Here is a 14873-nt window from a genome sequence, read left to right as displayed (position 1 = left end):
TGCCGGATGTTCGTGCGCCGGCCTTCGACTGCCCATCGGGCCATCTCCCGGCGCTGAGATGGCCTCACCATTTTTTTGACATCGCCTCCTTCAGCAGATCGGCGCTGAGTTGCGCGTCGGCGTACATCTTCTTCAAGCGCCGATTTTCGTCCTGAAGCTCCTTGAGCTGGGACATCAGCGACGCATCCATGCCGCCGAACTTGCTGCGCCATTTGTAGAACGTAGCCGAGCTGATGCCGTGCTCGCGGCACAACTCCGGGACCGGCGTGCCGGCTTCCGCCTGCTTCAGGACCGCAATGATCTGGCTGTCGGTGAATCGAGACTTCTTCATGGAACCTCCTCGGGAAAGACTACGAGAAAATTCCACTTCTGACGTCAGCTAATCAGCGGGGGGATTACCGGGCGCGGAATCATGCTTGCGCGTCTGTACGACAAGACCCTGCAAATCAAGGTCAGCGGCCAGGACTACCTGCGCCCCATGTGGCGGGCGAAAGGATGGGGCGGCGAGAGCCCTGTCTATCGTCTCGAATTCCAGTTTCGTAACGAAGTTCTGCGGCAGATCGACACGGGCGAGGTCGACCGTGAGGGCAAGCGCGTCGGCTGCAACCGCTATCCGCAGGTGCTCTCGCATCTCGGCGGCCTTTGGAGCTACGCCACACGCGATTGGCTGCGTCTGACGCTGCCGAACGAGGATGACCAGACGCGCACGCGCTGGCCGACGCATCCGATGTGGGCGGCTCTACAGGAACTCGTTTGGGATGGCTCACCAGAAGCGGAGCGGATGCCGGCGATGCTCGGTCGAGCGCCGCGCGATGAGAAGCTCTGCGCCACCTTCTTTTCCTCGCTCACGTCTTACATGGGCGCGAAGGGGTTAACCGATCCATTTCGCGCAGCGGTGATGCTGCTAGAGGATACGGAAGCGCTTTACGAAACGCTCGGCGAGCGTAACGGCGGCGGCTTCTACAACCAAGCGACAACGCGCGCTGCAAAAAAGGCCTTGCAGTATCGCGTTCGCTATCCCGGCATGGCAGAGCGCGCGCAGGAGCTTCAGGACGAGGCTGTCGCCGCTGCGTATCGCAAGGCGAGCGGGAGGTAGTCATGCCATGCAGACGCTCGACCTGTACGAAGCGGCAGCCTTCTTGCGCATGTCGCCCGCCGTGCTGCGTGCCAAGGCCCGCGAAGGGCTCGTCAAAGCCGCGAAGCCGGGTAAGCGTTGGGTCTTCCTTGAAGCTGACCTTGTCGCTTACCTGGAACGGCTTTACGCTCGCCGACGGCAAACGCCGCTAAGTGGCTCCGACGTAGGAGGTACTACATGGGAGTCTACAAACGCGGTGATGTCTGGTGGATCGACTTCACCACGCCGGATGGCCGACGAGTACGCGAGTCTTCTGGGATTCAGGACCGGGACAAAGCGCTAGAGCTGCACGACCGTATGAAGGTGCGGTGCTGGGAAGAGCAGCGTCTTGGTGTGAAGCCGGATCGCTCGTGGCAGGAAGCGGCCGTGCGGTGGCTGAAGGAGACAAGCCACAAGCGAAGTCACGACAAGGACATCGCGAAGTTGCGGTGGCTCGATCAGTTCTTGGGGCACCTGATGCTGAATCAGGTGTCCCGCGATCTGATCGACCGTATTGGTGAGCGCAAGGCCAAGGAATCGAGCCCTGCGAACGCTAACCGTTACCTCGCGCTGATTCGTTCGATTCTTCGGCGGGCGCGGGACGATTGGGAGTGGATCGACCAAATCCCGAAAGTCCGGCTCTACCGGGAAGCGAAGCGGCGAGTGCGCTGGATCACGCGGGAACAGGCGGCGACGTTGCTGGCGGTACTGCCGCATCACCTGCGCGAAATGGCGCAATTCTCGCTCGCTACGGGGCTTCGGCAGCGCAACGTGTCCTTCCTGTGCTGGGATCAGGTCGACATGGCGCGCAAGGTGGCGTGGATTCACGCAGATGAGGCAAAGGCGGGCAGGGCGATTGCGGTTCCCCTGAACGACGATGCGCTAGCGGTGCTGCGGCGTCGGCTCGAACAGCACGGCCGATACGTGTTCACGTATCAGGGCAGGCCAGTCGAGCGCTGTACGACGAAGGCTTGGCAACGGGCCTGCGAGCGGGCGGGAATCGAGGATTTCCGCTGGCACGATCTGCGGCACACCTGGGCATCGTGGCATGTGCAAAGTGGGACCAGCCTTCAGGAGCTGATGGAGCTTGGCGGCTGGGCAACGCTGGAGATGGTGATGCGGTACGCGCACTTGGCGGCGGACCATCTCAGGACGGCAGCGTGCCGGATCGATGGCACGTTTACGTCACAGTCAGCCAAAGTCCATCATCTTCGCGCTGCGTAGGGTCGCACGAAGTCTTTGGCCCACTAGGGTTTTAAATGGTGGCCGGGGACGGAATCGAACCGCCGACACGGGGATTTTCAATCCCCTGCTCTACCGACTGAGCTACCCGGCCGGGTGCTACGAGGCCGCGTATTAAAGCGGCGCGCACTCGGCGCGTCAAGCCGGATGTTCAATCCGGCTTTTGCGGCGGGGCGACGTAGCCGGTCTGCGTCAGCTCGCCGCCGTCGAAGAAGAACTTCTCCATTTCCTCGCCGAGCAGCTTGCGCGCGCTGGCGTCGGCGAGCACGAGGCGGTATTCGTTGATCAGCCGCGTCTGGTGCTGGATCCACATCTGCCAGGCCTGTTTGGAGACCTGTTCGTAGATGCGCTTGCCGAGCGGGCCGGGCAGCGGCGGGCGGTCGAGGCCTTCGGCGTCGACGCCGAGCTTGATGCAGTGAACGATGCGGCTCATGTCTCGGTACCTTGCAGAGAGCTCAACAGTTTACGGATCGGCGCCGGCAGGCCCAAGCGTTCGCGCTGTTCGTCGTCGATCCACTGCCAGCGCGCCTCGGCGACGCGGGTGCCGAGCGCGGCGGTCTCGATCAGGCGGGGCTGCAAGACGTAGTCGAAGTGCGTGAAGGCATGCGTCAGCGGCGGCAGCGTCTGTTCGGCAACGCTGCGCAGCGCCAGCGCGGCGAGCCATTCGGGCGCGGCGGGGTCGCCATCGCCGAGCAGCGGCGGGCACCAGAGCCCGCCCCACAGGCCGCTCGGCGGCCGTCGTTCGAGCAGCAGCCGGCCGCCGGCATCGCGCGCGAGCAGCAGCACGGCCTCGCGGCGCGGCCGCGCGCGCGCCGGCTTGGCGCCCGGGTACTGCGCGACGGTGCCGGCCTGGCGCGCTCGGCAGTCGCCGGCGACCGGACACAGCAGGCATTTGGGATTGCGGGCGCTGCAGATCGAAGCGCCGAGGTCCATCAGCGCCTGGGTGTAGTCGGCGAGCAGCTGCTGCGGCAGGCGCGCTTCGGCTTCGCGCCACAGCTGCTTCTGCACGGCGGGCTGTCCGGGCCAGCCGGCGACGGCGGCGTGGCGTGCGAGCACGCGGCGCACGTTGCCGTCGAGGATCGCGTGCCGATCGCCCCAGGCCTGCGCGAGGATCGCGCCGGCGGTCGAGCGGCCGATGCCGGGCAAGGCGGCGACGGCTTCGATGTCGCGCGGGAATTCGCCGTCGTGTTCGGCGACCACGGCCTGCGCGCAGCGGTGCAGGTTGCGGGCGCGCGCGTAGTAGCCGAGGCCGGCCCACAGCGCGAGGACGTCGTCGAGCGGCGCGGCGGCGAGCGCGGCGAGGTCGGGAAAGCGTTCGAGGAAGCGCGCGAAGTAGGGGATGACGGTGGTGACCTGCGTCTGCTGCAGCATCACCTCGGACAGCCATACGCGGTACGGCGTGCGCGGATGCTGCCACGGCAGATCGTGGCGGCCATGCACGTCGAACCAGGCCAGCAGGCGCTTGGCGAACGGCGTCATGGCGCGGCCGGCTCCAGGCCCTTGGCGCGGGCCAGCGCGAGCACTTCGATGCCGTGCGCGGTGGCCTTGGCCTGGCGCTGCATCGCGCGTTCGATCAGCCAGGGGCCGATCAGCGGCGGAATCCAGAAGTCGGGCTCCAGCTCGGCGTGGAACCACAGGCAGGTCTGTGCGCCGCAGCGGTCGAGCCGCCAGGCCGCGGTGCCGTAGCGCAGATTGCTGAGTTCCGGCACGACCGTGGCGTCGAGCCGGTAGCCGTGCGCGTCATGGCTGTCGCGCACGTCCTGGACCTGTTTGAGGCGCGAGCAGAAGAAGCTCACGCAGACGCGCACTGTGGTGCGCCAGCGCTCGGTACCGGGCTGCACTGCGTCCAGCGCGGCGACGTCCTCGACCGCGTCGTTGAGGCGCGGCAGGTTGCGAAAGTCGCGGAACACCGCGTAGGCGTCGTCGAGCGGCGCGTCGAGCCGCGCCTGCAATTCGATGCGGTAGCGCGACTGCCCGTGCGTGACCTCGACGCGGTCGACGGTCTCGGCGGCGGCGCTGGCGCTGAACGCGGCCAGGAACAGGATGGCGGCCCTCACGGAGTCGTCTGCGGCTCCGCCGGCTTCTCCTGCTTTTTCTTCTTGCCGAACAGCAGATCGTTGAGCTTGTCGTTGAGCTTCTGCTTGACCTCGGGGTCGTTCAGTTTCTCGCGGACTTTCTCGGTCGCCTTCTGCTTCACCGCATCCTCGATGTCGATTTTGTACTTCGGCTTCCACAGGCTGCCGCTGAGGCGGATCGGGATCGTCACGCCGCTGAGCTGTGCGAGCTCCTTGCCGCCCTGGCCCTTGCTGGTCTCGACGACCGTCGGCTTGGCCGTGTAGTTGATCGTCTCGTCGACGAGGTTGATGTCGCCGGCGCCGCCGACGCGGAACAGCGGGCTCGCGGCGCTCAGGTCGTCGCTGTGCAGCACGCCGTTGTTGAGCGTGCCGCTGACGGAGATCGTCGTGAAGTCGGTTTCGGGCGTGCTGGTTTCGCTGTAGTTGAGATTGCCGGCCAGCATCGCCTCGCCCTTGCGGATGATCTGGCCGAGATTAAAACCCTTGACGGCACCGTTCTTCGCCTGTGCGGCGAGCTTGCCGTCGAGCGTGCGGCGCAGCTCGCCGACGGTCTTGCCGCGGCCGCTGACGTCGGCGCTGAAGTCGGCGACGCCGCTGACGTAGTCCTTGCCGGTGAAGTCCTGCAGGAACGGGCCGGCCTGGAACGAGGACAGCAGCGTCTTCAGCGCGTAGCCCGGCGTCGCCCCCGGCGTGTAGCGGTGCGTGAGCTTGACGCTGCCGCCGTAGAGCCGGGCGCTGAGGTCCTGCTGCTTCACCGTCTGCGCGCCCTGGCCGGACAGCTTGATGCGGATGTCGCTGAGCTTGAGCTTGTCGACGACGAGCTTGCCGATGTCGATCGTGCCGTCGGCGTTGAGCTTCTGCAGCATCTCGGCCGGCAGCTGCACGGCGTTGAGATCCTTCTTCTCGCCGTCCGGCGTCGCGACCTTTTCCTTGTCCTTGCTCTTCGGCGGCAGGTAGCGGTCGGCGTCGATGCTGTCGACCTGCAGTGCGAAGGCCAGCGCCAGCGTCTTGAAGTCCTCGATGCCGAAGTCGCCCGTGATCCTGGTCTGGTCGAGCGCGACGACGAGGTTCTGCAGGCGGGCGCTGCTCAGCGTGCCGCTGTACTGCGCTTGGAGGCTGGCCTGCGCCAGCGCCTTCGGGTCGGCGGTGTCGAGCTTGGTGCCGAAGCTTTCGAGCAGCTTGCGGGGGCTGAACGGCGCGATCGTCAGCGGGCCGGACAGCTGCGGGTGCTCGCCGTTCAGTCCGCGACCGCTGATGTCGGTTGTCAGCGTCAGATCGGCGGCCTGCAGCTTGCCGTTGGCGAAGCGCAGCGCGCCCTCCTTGAGGTTGTAGGCGAGGTCGCCGGCGAGGCGAATGGTCTGGCTGCCGTTCGGGATCGACTTGCCGCCGAGCTTGGCCTCCACGTCCAGGGCATCGAGATTGAAGACCTGCGCGGCGAGGTCGGCGACGAGGCGTGTCTTGATCGTGGTGTCGATGTCGTAGTCGAGCGCCTTGCCCTGGATGCCGAGCTTGAGGCCGTCGGTGTCGAGCTTGTTGGCCTTGAGGTCGGGCTTGATGGTGCCGGACAGCGACACGTCGGCCTGCGCGGCCGGCGTCTTCGACATCACCGTCGCCGCCAGGTCGAGGTCGAACGGATCGCTCGGCCGCAGCGTGCCGGTCTTGAGCTTGAGCTTCTGCAGCTCGTAGTGCTTGCCGGCTTGCGCGTCGTCGTAGACGACGGCGGCGTCGTCGACCGTCACGCCGTCGATGTCGAGGCTGTCGAGCGAGAACTGCGCCTCGGCCTTCACCTTCGGCGTTTTCTCCTCTTCCTGCTGCCGGGCGTGCTGGAGCAGATCGTCCCAGTTGCTGAGGCCTTCGGCGTTCTTCGCCAGATTGACGTGCAGACCGTCGAGCGTGACGGTGCTGACCTGTACCTGCTTGTCGAACAGCAGCGGCATCAGCTTGACGCCGACGCTGGCCTTGCGCACTTCGGCGAACGGCACGTCGCCGAAGCCGGGGGCGTTGCCGAGCCGGGCATCGGCGAGCGACACGCGCAGCCAGGGGAAGACTTTCAGCTGGATGTCGCCGAGCGCGAGGTCGCGGCCGGTCTCTTCCTTGACCGCGGCCTGGATCTGGTCGCGGTAGTCGTTGGGGTCGAACAGCAGGGCGACGGCGAGCAGCGCCGCGACCACCAGCAGCACGAAGCTGCCGAGCACGAGCAGGACGATTTTCAGCGGTTTGGCCATGGTCGGTTTCCTGGTGGGCGATGCCGTGGCGAAGGCAAGCGCAGGGGCGCTGCGCGCAGTCTAGTCAGGCTGTCTGGCCAGCGCATGAACGCGGGCCCGCATCAGCCGCCGCCGATCGCCTGCACGATCAGCACTTCATCGCCGTCGCGCAGCGCCGTCCCGGCGTGCTGCGAGCGCGGCACGATGCTGCCGTTGACCTCGACGGCGACGCGCTTGCCGCCGAGCTGCAGTGCGGCGAGCAGTTCGTCGATCTTCAGCGCGTCGGCGAGCGTGCGGGGCTCGCCGTTGACGGTAAGCTGCATGGGGGAGTCGTTTCCGAATGCCGGGCCTGCAATGGTCGCCGTTGTGTCCGGGCGGATCAATGGGCGTCCCGGGTGGATGGGCCTGCCGACGTCCGAAAGATCGTGTCGAAATCGCTGGCGCCGGGCCGTCATGGTACGGGCGGGCAGCGGCCTGGCCCCTTTTCACAGCGCCGATGGAGGCGATTGCCGATGCGATATTCGATCCTGATTCACGAAAGCCCGGAAGATTTCGAGGCCCGTACCGACCCCGCGCAGCAGGCCGAGCTTTGGGATGGGGTCGGCCGCTATCTGCGCGCGCTGCACGAGGCCGGCGTGTTCGTCGGCGGCGCCGGGCTGCAGCCGCCGGCCACCGCGACCCGCCTGCTGCTGCGCGACGGGCGCCGCGTGATCCAGGATGGCCCGTATCCGGACACCAAGGAGCAGCTCGGCGGCCTGTTCCTGATCGAGGTGCCGAATCTCGATGTCGCGCTCGAATGGGCGGGGCGCTTTCCGCAGCGGCCCGGCCAGGTCGTCGAAGTGCGGCCGACGCTGCCCGGCGACTGAAGTCCGGCGATGGTGGAGCAGGTTGCGGCCGCCGCGGCGCTCGCCGACGTCGTACGGCGTTCACGCCTGCGCCTGCTGGCGTTTCTCGCCGCCGGCGCGCAGGACGTCGCCGGCGCCGAGGACGCGCTCGCCGATGCGGTGCGCGCCGCGCTGGAGGCCTGGCCCGAGACGGGGGTGCCGCGGCAACCGGAGGCCTGGCTGCTGACGGCGGCGCGGCGCCGGCTGATCGACGCCGCGCGCCAGCGCCGGGTGCGGCGCCTCGCCGAGCCGATCCTCGGCGCCGACGGCGAGGCGGTCGAAGCCGCCGAGATGCCGGACGAGTTCCCCGACGAGCGCCTGAAGCTGCTGTTCGTCTGCGCCTATCCGGCGCTTGATCCGGCGGTGCGGCCGGCGTTGATGCTGCAGGTCGTGCTCGGCCTCGACGCGGCGCGCATCGCGCCGGCCTATCTCGCCCGGCCGGCGACGGTCGGCCAGCGTCTGAGCCGCGCCAAGCAGAAGATTCGCGACGCCGGCATTCCGTTCGAAATCCCGCGTCCGGCCGAGTGGCCGGCGCGCCTGCGCGCGGTGCTGGAGGCGGTTTATGCGGCCTACGGTCACGGCTGGGAGGCCGACGCTCTGTCCGGCGGCGGCCGGCTCGCGCAGGAGGCGGTGCAGCTTGGTCGGCTGCTGGTCGAGCTGATGCCGGACGAGCCCGAGGCGATGGGCCTGCTGGCCCTGATGCTGCACGGCCAGGCGCGGCAGGCGGCGCGTCGCGATGCGCGTGGCGCCTACGTGCCGCTGTCCGAGCAGGACTGCGCGCGCTGGTCGCAGCCGATGATCGGCGAAGCCGAGCGCTGGCTCGATCGCGCGTCGCGCGCCGGGCGCCTCGGCACCTTCCAGCTCGAAGCGGCGATCCAGTCGGTGCACGCGCGCCGCCTGCGCGACGGCCGTACCGACTGGGCGAGCATCGCGCTGCTGTACGAAGGCCTCGTGCGCATCGCGCCGAGCGCCGGCGCGCGGGTCGGCCATGCCGCGGCGATCGCCCGTCTGCATGGCGCGGCGGCCGGCTGGGATTACCTGCAGCCGCTCGCCGCACTCGGCGAAGCCGGCTACCAGCCGTACTGGGCGCTGGCCGCCGAGCTGCTGGCCGAACTGCGCCGCGGCGACGAAGCGGCCGAGGCGTACGCGCGCGCGATCGCGCTCAGCGACGATCCGGCGGTACGCGAGTTTCTGCGCGCGCGCGCCGCGCGCGGCGGTGTGGCGCTGAGCTGAGCTCGGGGGCCTGCATCCTGCGGCGGCCGGCGGACGCGCCGGTCCGGTTCATTCGTCGCGGCGGCCGTGGTGCTCGTCCTCGGCGCTGCGATGGCATTCGGCGCAGTTGTCGATATCGGTAATGCCTTCCTCGGCGTGCTCGGCGCGGACGCGCGCCGGCGAATGCTCGTGGCAGCCGAAGCAGGTGTACTGCGTGAAATCCTGCCCGGTGTGGCAGGTCGCGCATGAGGTGCGATGTACGCCTTCGAGCAGGAAGAAGCGCGCGTGCTCGAACTGCGCGGGCCGCCAGTGCTCCTGGCTGTGGCACTGCTGGCAATCGCCGGCGATCGTCGCGTGCAGCGAGTCCTGCGGCTTGCGGTGGCAGGCCAGGCAGTCGCCGCGGATGCCGGGCTCGAGCAGGGTGTGCGAGAAATGCGCTTCCGGGTGCTGCATCGCGCGGCCCTGGTGCTCGGCATGGCAGGCCATGCAGTTCTGCGCAAGCAGGTGCTGGTGGAAGGGCACTTTCGGTTCGGCGCCGGCGGCGGCGATCGGCGCGCCGCTGGTCGTGTAGCGGCCGATGCGGTCGACCTGATGGCAGGCGATGCAGCGCTCGGCACTGCTGCCGCGGAACGGCTGATGGCAGGCGAAGCAGTCGCCGGTCAGATCGGCGTGCGCGGCCTGCAGCGGCCCGGGGCTCAGCATCGGTTCCGGACGCAGCAGCACGAGCGCCAGCACGCCGAGCAGGACGACCGAGACCGCCGCCCACAGCCAGCGCGCATTCATCGCCAGCCCCAGAAGACGAACACGGCGACGATGTGGCCCAGCGCGAGCGTGCCGAAGGCCGCGGCGATCGGCAGGTGGATCGTGCGCCAGCGCTTCAGCCATTCCAGCGTCGCGGCGTCGGCTTCGAGACGCGCCTCGACGGCGCCGGCGCTCAGACCCTCGGCGAGCAGCAGCTTCTTCTTGAGCTCGACGTGGCGCCGCGCGCGCTGCAGCAGGAACACGCCGGTCAGGCCGCTGGCGACGTTGACGAGCATCGCCCCGGTCGCGAGCCAGGGCAGCACGGCGTGGAAATGGATGCCGGCGTGCACCAGCACCAGCAGCGAGCCGAACCAGGCGACGACCTTGTGGAACTGCAGCCAGCGTCCCGGCTGGCCGCGCGTCAGCAGCTGGTGCTTGCGCAGCGAATAGCCGAGCGAGAGCAGGATCAGCAGGACGCCGGGAATGCCCAGATAGCGGCCGACCGACGCCAGCTCAAACCGATGCAGCACGGCATCGACGACGATCGTCGCGACGACCAGGGTCGCGAACAGTAGCGTCAGCGGTGCGACGTCACGGCGCAGGACCGAGCGCTTCATAGCGTTTGCCCGCAGGCACCACCGCTATCCGGACCTGCCGGTGCCGTCCGCCGCCGCTCGCCTCGCGCCATGCGCATTCGCTCGCTTCCGTGTGCCATGCCCGTCGGGATCGACGCAGGCGCGCCCGCCGCAACGGGCGCGCCTGCGCGTGGCGACAGCCTGAGGCTGCGACTGGCCCGCGGCATTGACGCGGATCAAAGCGGGCCTGCCGCCCGCATTGCGCGCGTCGGTGCGGGCTCAGCCCGTGCGCGCGGCGGCCTTGGCGTGCGGCCGCGCCGCGCCCTGGCCGGCCGGCGCCGGCACCCACTCGTAGTCGGCGAGCCGGACCTTGCGCGTGCGCAGCCAGAAGCGCCAGGTCGACCACGGCCACATCGTGAAGTTGATGCCCTCGGCGGTCTGGTACCAGCTCTTGCAGCCGGTCGACCACACCGAGTGCTTGAGCGCGCCCTGCACCTCGTCGTTGAAGCGGCGCTGCACCTCGGGCTTGACGTCGACGTACAGTGCGCGCTGCGCGTCGAGCTGCTTGAGGCAGTCGAGGATGTAATGCACCTGCGCCTCGATCATGAAGATGATCGAGTTGTGGCCCAGCGCCGTGCCGGGGCCGACCAGCTGGAACATGTTCGGGTAGCCGGTGACGGTGGTGCCGAGGAAGGCTTCCGGCGCGCGCGCCCAGTCCTGGGCGAGTTCGTGGCCGTCGCGTCCGCTCAGCGCGAAGCCGCGCATGTAGACGCGCGGATCGACGACGAAGCCGGTGCCGAGAATGATGCAGTCGACCGGCCGCTCGACGCCGTCGCGGGTGACGATGCTGTGCTCGCGGATCTCGCGGATGCCGTCGGTGACGAGCTCGACGTTGGCGCGGTTGAAGGTCGGGTAGTAGGCGTTGGAGATCAGCACGCGCTTGCAGCCGATCGTGTAGTCCGGCGTCAGCTTGCGCTGCAGCGCCGGGTCCTTGACCTGCGAGCGGATGAACATCTCGGCGAGCTTCTGCAGCGTGCGCGCCAGCGCCGGGTTGAAGATCGGCCAGACGCGCGATTCGTTGCTCCAGTACAGGCGTGCGCGATGCAGCTTGCGCAGCAGCGGCACGGCGGCGAACAGCTTCTTGCGGAAGTCCGAATAGCGGCGCGTGTCGCGCGGGATGACCCAGGCCGGCGTGCGCTGGAAGACGTGCAGCTGCTTCACCTTCGGCGCGATCTCCGGCACGTACTGGATCGCGCTGCCGCCGGTGCCGATCGAGGCGACGGCCTTGCCGGCCAGATCGTAGCCGTGGTCCCACTGTGCGGAATGGAACAGCTTGCCCTTGAAGCTCGACAGCCCCGGCAGGTCCGGGATCGCCGGCACGTGCAGCGGGCCGGACGCTAGCACCCAGTGGCGGGCGAGGATCACGTCGCCGCCGCGCGTCTCGATGCGCCAGCGGCCCTCATCCTGCAGGAAGTGCGCGCCGCTCACTTCCTGGCCGAAGCGGATGTACGGGCGCAGGCGGTAACGCTCGGTGACGTCGAGGATGTAATCCTGGATCTCGCGCCAGCCGGCGTAGCGCTGCGTCCAGTCGGCCTTCGGCGCGAACGAGTACGAATACAGATGCGACTGCACGTCGCAGGCCGCGCCCGGATAGCTGTTGTCGCGCCAGGTCCCGCCGACGTCCGCGCCCTTTTCGAGGATCACGAAATCCTTGCGCCCGGCTTCGATCAGCTTGATGGCCATGCACAGACCGCCGAAGCCGGCGCCGACGATGGCGACCTCGGTTTCGGTGGTGCGGCCGGGTTTGGGTTCCATTGCGGTCATTGCTCGTTCTCCTCGCTGCGTTCGATGCGTATCGCGCGTTTTTGCGCGTTGCCGGCAATCTACGGGCGCAACGACAGCGGCGGCCATGCTGGCTTCGCCCTCCGATTGATCTTTTCGGCCACAATGGCCGGCGAGGAGAGACGAAAGAACCGATGACGAGCCGCTCGATACTCGGGCTGATGTACACGATGCAGGGCCTGCGCGCGCTCGGCGAAGATCCCGCGCCGGTGCTGGCCCGCTACGGCCTCGATCTGGATCGGCTCGATCCCGCCGCGCGCATCGACCGATCGCTCGAACTGCGCATCCACGCCGAAGTCGCCGAGCATTTGCGTGATCCGCTCGCCGGGCTCAAGACCGGCCGCTTCTTCGGCTTCGCCGGCTACGGCCCGCTGGCGATGCTGCTGCTGACCTGCGCCGACGTGCGCGACGCCTTTCGCATCGGCGTGCACTACCAGCGCCTGACCTATCTCTACAGCACGCTCTCGTTCGAAGAGGGCGCGACGCAGAGCGCGCTGTGCCTGACGCCGCTGCCGCTGCCGCGCCGCGCGTTCCGTTTCCGCGTCGACGGCGAGATGGCCGGCACCTACAAGCTGATGATGGACATCCAGGCTTCGATCGGCGCCGCGCTGCAGCCGCTGCGCGTCGACATGCCGTATCCGCGTCCGCCGGAGGCGCAGAAGTACGAGGCGCACTTCGGTTGTCCGGTGCGCTGGGGCGAGGCGCAGGGCCGCTTCTGGCTGCGCAACGAACACCTGTCGGTGCGCTTTCCCTCGCATGATCCGGCCGCGCACGCGCTGTACCGCGGCCTTTGCGAGCAGGCGCTCGTCGACCAGCAGAAGGAACTCGACACGCTGGCCGCCAAGGTCCTGCTGCACCTCGAACTGCTCGACGAACGCATGCCCGGCGCCGAGCGCGTCGCCCGCTTCTTCGGCCTCGCCGAGCGCAGCCTGCGCCGGCGCCTCGCCGAGGAAGGCACGAGCTTTCGCGCACTGGTCGCCGACGCGCGCTATCGCAAAGCCCGCCACCTGCTGCGGCACACGGCGCTGAGCGTCGAGACGATCGCCGAACGCCTCGGCTACGCCGAACCGGCCGCCTTCATCCACGCCTTCCAGCGCTGGTCCGGCCGCAGCCCGCAGCGATATCGCGCCTCGCCAGCGGACGAGTAAATCCTTCGCGGTCTAAAGGCCGGCGGGCAGGTCGCATGCAATACGTGACTAGGCTGCTCGCAATGGCGCCGCGCTGGTCCACATCCAGCCCGGCAAGCCGACGCAGAATGGCGACATCGAACGCTTCAATAGAAGCCAGCGTACCGAAGTGCCCGACCGCTACGTCTTCACCAGCCTCGCCGAAGTCCGTCGCATGACTGAAGACTCGCGATACTGCCACAACCATCACCGTTCGCATCGCAGCCTCGGCGGCCTGTCGCTCGTTCGATTCGCGATGGCACAATCAACCGCAACCTCTATCTCTGACTGACTCGAACCGGCGATGATCTTTCAGTAATCTCAAATCTCAGCTTCTGGGGGAGGCTGCATATGGGGGTCTACATCAGGAAGTCGATTTCGGTCGGTCCCTTCAGGTTCAATCTTTCGAAGTCTGGTGTCGGCATCTCGACCGGCATTAAAGGCTTTCGAATCGGAATGTCTCCGCGGGGGACGTACGTACATATGGGGCAGGGCGGCCTTTACTACCGAGTAACAATTCCGCACTCGGGCCCACGTCAACCTCCGAGGAGCGTTGAATGGCCTTTTAACCCCGATGCGACTCAGCCCATTCGGAATCCAGATCCAGTGGTGATGCACGCCATCGAGAGTGCTGAGACGACCAGCATCGAGGATTCCAGTTCGGCAGATTTGGTGGCTGAGATGAATGCCAAGCGGAAGCGGATACGGTTTTGGCCTCTTGCGCTACTGGGTGCTGGCGGGCTTTGCATCACTGCCGCCCAGTTCAACGCTCCAAGATGGGTAATGATCACTCTCGGAGCGATCGGATTGGCAGCGACCTTGGCCGTTGCTATCTGGGATCAGCTTCGAAAAACCACCGTGTTGATGTACGAGCTGGAGCCTGAGATTGAAGACAAGCTCGAACAGCTTCAAACGGCCATTAAGAAGCTGGCGTCATGTGGTGGGACTTGGCATGTATCGGCCAAGGGAATGGTTACGGACTGGAAGCGGAATGCCGGTGCCGGGCACCTTGTTTCGCGGCGAGGTATTCGAATCGGAACGACTACCAATCCAGCCTATGTGAAAACCAACGTGGCCACCCCGTCGATCCCCGTCGGTCGTCAAACGCTGTATTTCTTCCCAGACAAGGTGCTCATTTTCGAACCTCATGGCGTCGGTGCCGTCAGCTACGAAAACTTGAACGTGCATGCGTCACCGACCCGATTCATCGAGAGCGAATCTGTCCCTCGTGACGCGACGATCGTGGATTACACCTGGAGGTTCGTGAACAAGAAGGGTGGTCCCGATCGACGGTTCAACAACAATAGAAGGCTGCCGATCACTCTCTACGAGGACATCTCTTTTGCCAGCAACTCGGGTTTGAACGAGTTGATCCAGATATCGAGAACGGGATGCGGTAGTGACCTTCGATCCGCGATTGCCGCTCTATCACCCGCGCAGAGCGGGTGGTAATCCCCCCGCTTTTAGCGGTCGCCAAAAGTGGAGCTAAGCGGCCAAGGCAAGTTTCTGCATAGGCGTGATACCGCCAAGCGCCATGTTCGGGCGCTCATGGTTGTAAGTCCAGAGCCAACGAGTGGCCTTGTCCTGCACCTGCTCAATCGAGTCAAACAGGGTTCGAGCCAGCCACGCGTAACGCACGGTGCGGTTGTAGCGTTCGACATAGGCATTCTGCTGTGGCTTGCCCGGTTGGATGTGCTCGATGCGGATGCCGGCACGCTCGGCCCACGCCAACAAGGCGCCGCTGATGTACTCGGGCCCATTGTCGCAACGGATGACCTTTGGCTTGCCGCGCCACTCGATCACCTGTTCCAGCGAGCG

Annotated in this window: 17 protein-coding genes, 1 tRNA gene and 2 pseudogenes; 9 read left to right on the top strand and 11 right to left on the bottom strand. The window is 67.0% G+C overall.

The genetic code is table 11. From position 1 onward, the window contains the following. Positions 1 to 331 (bottom strand): annotated as a pseudogene (locus K343_RS0118145) (transposase); the annotation flags it as partial. An 81-nt stretch (positions 332 to 412) separates the two neighbouring features. Between K343_RS0118145 and K343_RS22810 the strand changes: the two are divergent. Genes K343_RS22810 through K343_RS0118135 form a run of 3 tightly spaced genes read left to right on the top strand, consistent with a single transcriptional unit; the run spans position 413 to position 2338 of the window. After that, positions 413 to 1096, top strand: coding sequence for a hypothetical protein (locus K343_RS22810; RefSeq protein WP_028009264.1), 684 nt, complete (start codon positions 413 to 415; stop codon positions 1094 to 1096). Between the two features lie 7 nt (positions 1097 to 1103). Further along, positions 1104 to 1418, top strand: a complete 315-nt coding sequence (locus K343_RS25360) for a helix-turn-helix domain-containing protein (protein WP_084615986.1) — start codon at positions 1104 to 1106, stop codon at positions 1416 to 1418. Next, on the top strand, positions 1313 to 2338 hold the full coding sequence (locus tag K343_RS0118135) for a tyrosine-type recombinase/integrase (RefSeq protein WP_028009263.1): 1026 nt from the start codon (positions 1313 to 1315) through the stop codon (positions 2336 to 2338). The genes K343_RS25360 and K343_RS0118135 overlap by 106 nt, the downstream gene beginning before the upstream one ends. 36 nt (positions 2339 to 2374) lie before the next feature. Here the strand turns inward: K343_RS0118135 and K343_RS0118130 are convergent. From K343_RS0118130 to thiS, 6 genes are all read right to left on the bottom strand, one after another. Further along, positions 2375 to 2450: transfer RNA gene (locus K343_RS0118130), tRNA-Phe, on the bottom strand. 57 nt (positions 2451 to 2507) lie between these two features. Next, positions 2508 to 2789, bottom strand: coding sequence for an oxidative damage protection protein (locus tag K343_RS0118125; protein ID WP_020649344.1), 282 nt, complete (start codon positions 2787 to 2789; stop codon positions 2508 to 2510). Then, complete coding sequence (gene mutY / locus K343_RS0118120; RefSeq protein WP_028009262.1) at positions 2786 to 3835, bottom strand: A/G-specific adenine glycosylase; 1050 nt, start codon at positions 3833 to 3835, stop codon at positions 2786 to 2788. Before mutY ends, K343_RS0118125 begins: the two co-directional genes overlap by 4 nt. Beyond that, positions 3832 to 4413 carry an SRPBCC family protein gene (locus tag K343_RS23690; protein WP_051278702.1) on the bottom strand — a complete coding sequence of 194 codons (582 nt, stop codon included), beginning with the start codon at positions 4411 to 4413 and terminating at the stop codon, positions 3832 to 3834. Before K343_RS23690 ends, mutY begins: the two co-directional genes overlap by 4 nt. Then, on the bottom strand, positions 4410 to 6656 hold the full coding sequence (locus K343_RS0118110; RefSeq protein WP_028009261.1) for an AsmA family protein: 2247 nt from the start codon (positions 6654 to 6656) through the stop codon (positions 4410 to 4412). The genes K343_RS23690 and K343_RS0118110 overlap by 4 nt, the downstream gene beginning before the upstream one ends. Before the next feature lie 101 nt (positions 6657 to 6757). Further along, a complete protein-coding gene (thiS, locus tag K343_RS0118105) occupies positions 6758 to 6958 on the bottom strand; it encodes a sulfur carrier protein ThiS (protein WP_028009260.1) in 201 nt (66 codons plus the stop codon). Positions 6959 to 7147: 189 nt separating this feature from the next. Between thiS and K343_RS0118100 the strand changes: the two genes are divergently transcribed. Continuing rightward, the gene (locus K343_RS0118100) at positions 7148 to 7501 is read left to right on the top strand and encodes a YciI family protein (protein WP_028009259.1); all 354 of its coding nucleotides are present in this window, start codon (positions 7148 to 7150) and stop codon (positions 7499 to 7501) included. 9 nt (positions 7502 to 7510) lie between these two features. Beyond that, entirely contained in the window at positions 7511 to 8752 is a 1242-nt protein-coding gene (locus tag K343_RS0118095) for an RNA polymerase sigma factor (RefSeq protein ID WP_028009258.1), read from the top strand. A 48-nt stretch (positions 8753 to 8800) separates the two neighbouring features. Here K343_RS0118095 and K343_RS0118090 read toward each other — a convergent pair whose 3' ends face one another. From K343_RS0118090 to K343_RS22800, 3 genes are all read right to left on the bottom strand, one after another. Continuing rightward, positions 8801 to 9514, bottom strand: coding sequence for a hypothetical protein (locus K343_RS0118090; RefSeq protein ID WP_028009257.1), 714 nt, complete (start codon positions 9512 to 9514; stop codon positions 8801 to 8803). Further along, on the bottom strand, positions 9511 to 10089 hold the full coding sequence (locus K343_RS0118085; protein WP_028009256.1) for a hypothetical protein: 579 nt from the start codon (positions 10087 to 10089) through the stop codon (positions 9511 to 9513). The genes K343_RS0118090 and K343_RS0118085 overlap by 4 nt, the downstream gene beginning before the upstream one ends. A gap of 237 nt (positions 10090 to 10326) precedes the next feature. Then, on the bottom strand, positions 10327 to 11862 hold the full coding sequence (locus tag K343_RS22800) for a flavin-containing monooxygenase (protein WP_043113144.1): 1536 nt from the start codon (positions 11860 to 11862) through the stop codon (positions 10327 to 10329). A 161-nt stretch (positions 11863 to 12023) separates the two neighbouring features. On the opposite strand from K343_RS22800, the gene K343_RS0118075 reads away from it, so the two are divergent. From K343_RS0118075 to K343_RS24260, 4 genes and pseudogenes are all read left to right on the top strand, one after another. Further along, a complete protein-coding gene (locus K343_RS0118075) occupies positions 12024 to 13037 on the top strand; it encodes an AraC family transcriptional regulator (RefSeq protein ID WP_028009255.1) in 1014 nt (337 codons plus the stop codon). A gap of 73 nt (positions 13038 to 13110) precedes the next feature. Next, complete coding sequence (locus tag K343_RS25240) at positions 13111 to 13347, top strand: integrase core domain-containing protein (protein WP_084615985.1); 237 nt, start codon at positions 13111 to 13113, stop codon at positions 13345 to 13347. Positions 13348 to 13406: 59 nt separating this feature from the next. Then, positions 13407 to 13553, top strand: a pseudogene (locus K343_RS25355) (DUF4236 domain-containing protein); the annotation flags it as partial. Between the two features lie 114 nt (positions 13554 to 13667). Beyond that, the gene (locus K343_RS24260; protein ID WP_245585236.1) at positions 13668 to 14507 is read left to right on the top strand and encodes a hypothetical protein; all 840 of its coding nucleotides are present in this window, start codon (positions 13668 to 13670) and stop codon (positions 14505 to 14507) included. A 33-nt stretch (positions 14508 to 14540) separates the two neighbouring features. On the opposite strand, the gene K343_RS0118070 is transcribed toward K343_RS24260, so the two are convergent. After that, positions 14541 to 14873 (bottom strand): integrase core domain-containing protein (locus K343_RS0118070; RefSeq protein WP_028009254.1); only part of this gene is annotated, 333 nt, incomplete at its 5' end.

It is taken from the genome of Solimonas flava DSM 18980 (genome assembly GCF_000426685.1).
GTDB lineage: Bacteria > Pseudomonadota > Gammaproteobacteria > Nevskiales > Nevskiaceae > Solimonas > Solimonas flava.
This window is presented reverse-complemented; position numbering and strand designations above follow the sequence as displayed.

Bases quoted from the DNA above. Each gene is read 5' to 3' on its own strand.
- K343_RS22810 (WP_028009264.1), top strand. From the start codon at position 413: ATGCTTGCGCGTCTGTACGACAAGACCCTGCAAATCAAGGTCAGCGGC.
- K343_RS25360 (WP_084615986.1), top strand. From the start codon at position 1,104: ATGCAGACGCTCGACCTGTACGAAGCGGCAGCCTTCTTGCGCATGTCG.
- K343_RS0118135 (WP_028009263.1), top strand. From the start codon at position 1,313: ATGGGAGTCTACAAACGCGGTGATGTCTGGTGGATCGACTTCACCACG.
- K343_RS0118125 (WP_020649344.1), bottom strand. From the start codon at position 2,789: ATGAGCCGCATCGTTCACTGCATCAAGCTCGGCGTCGACGCCGAAGGC.
- mutY (WP_028009262.1), bottom strand. From the start codon at position 3,835: ATGACGCCGTTCGCCAAGCGCCTGCTGGCCTGGTTCGACGTGCATGGC.
- K343_RS0118110 (WP_028009261.1), bottom strand. From the start codon at position 6,656: ATGGCCAAACCGCTGAAAATCGTCCTGCTCGTGCTCGGCAGCTTCGTG.
- thiS (WP_028009260.1), bottom strand. From the start codon at position 6,958: ATGCAGCTTACCGTCAACGGCGAGCCCCGCACGCTCGCCGACGCGCTG.
- K343_RS0118100 (WP_028009259.1), top strand. From the start codon at position 7,148: ATGCGATATTCGATCCTGATTCACGAAAGCCCGGAAGATTTCGAGGCC.
- K343_RS0118095 (WP_028009258.1), top strand. From the start codon at position 7,511: ATGGTGGAGCAGGTTGCGGCCGCCGCGGCGCTCGCCGACGTCGTACGG.
- K343_RS0118090 (WP_028009257.1), bottom strand. From the start codon at position 9,514: ATGAATGCGCGCTGGCTGTGGGCGGCGGTCTCGGTCGTCCTGCTCGGC.
- K343_RS0118085 (WP_028009256.1), bottom strand. From the start codon at position 10,089: ATGAAGCGCTCGGTCCTGCGCCGTGACGTCGCACCGCTGACGCTACTG.
- K343_RS22800 (WP_043113144.1), bottom strand. From the start codon at position 11,862: ATGGAACCCAAACCCGGCCGCACCACCGAAACCGAGGTCGCCATCGTC.
- K343_RS0118075 (WP_028009255.1), top strand. From the start codon at position 12,024: ATGACGAGCCGCTCGATACTCGGGCTGATGTACACGATGCAGGGCCTG.
- K343_RS24260 (WP_245585236.1), top strand. From the start codon at position 13,668: ATGCACGCCATCGAGAGTGCTGAGACGACCAGCATCGAGGATTCCAGT.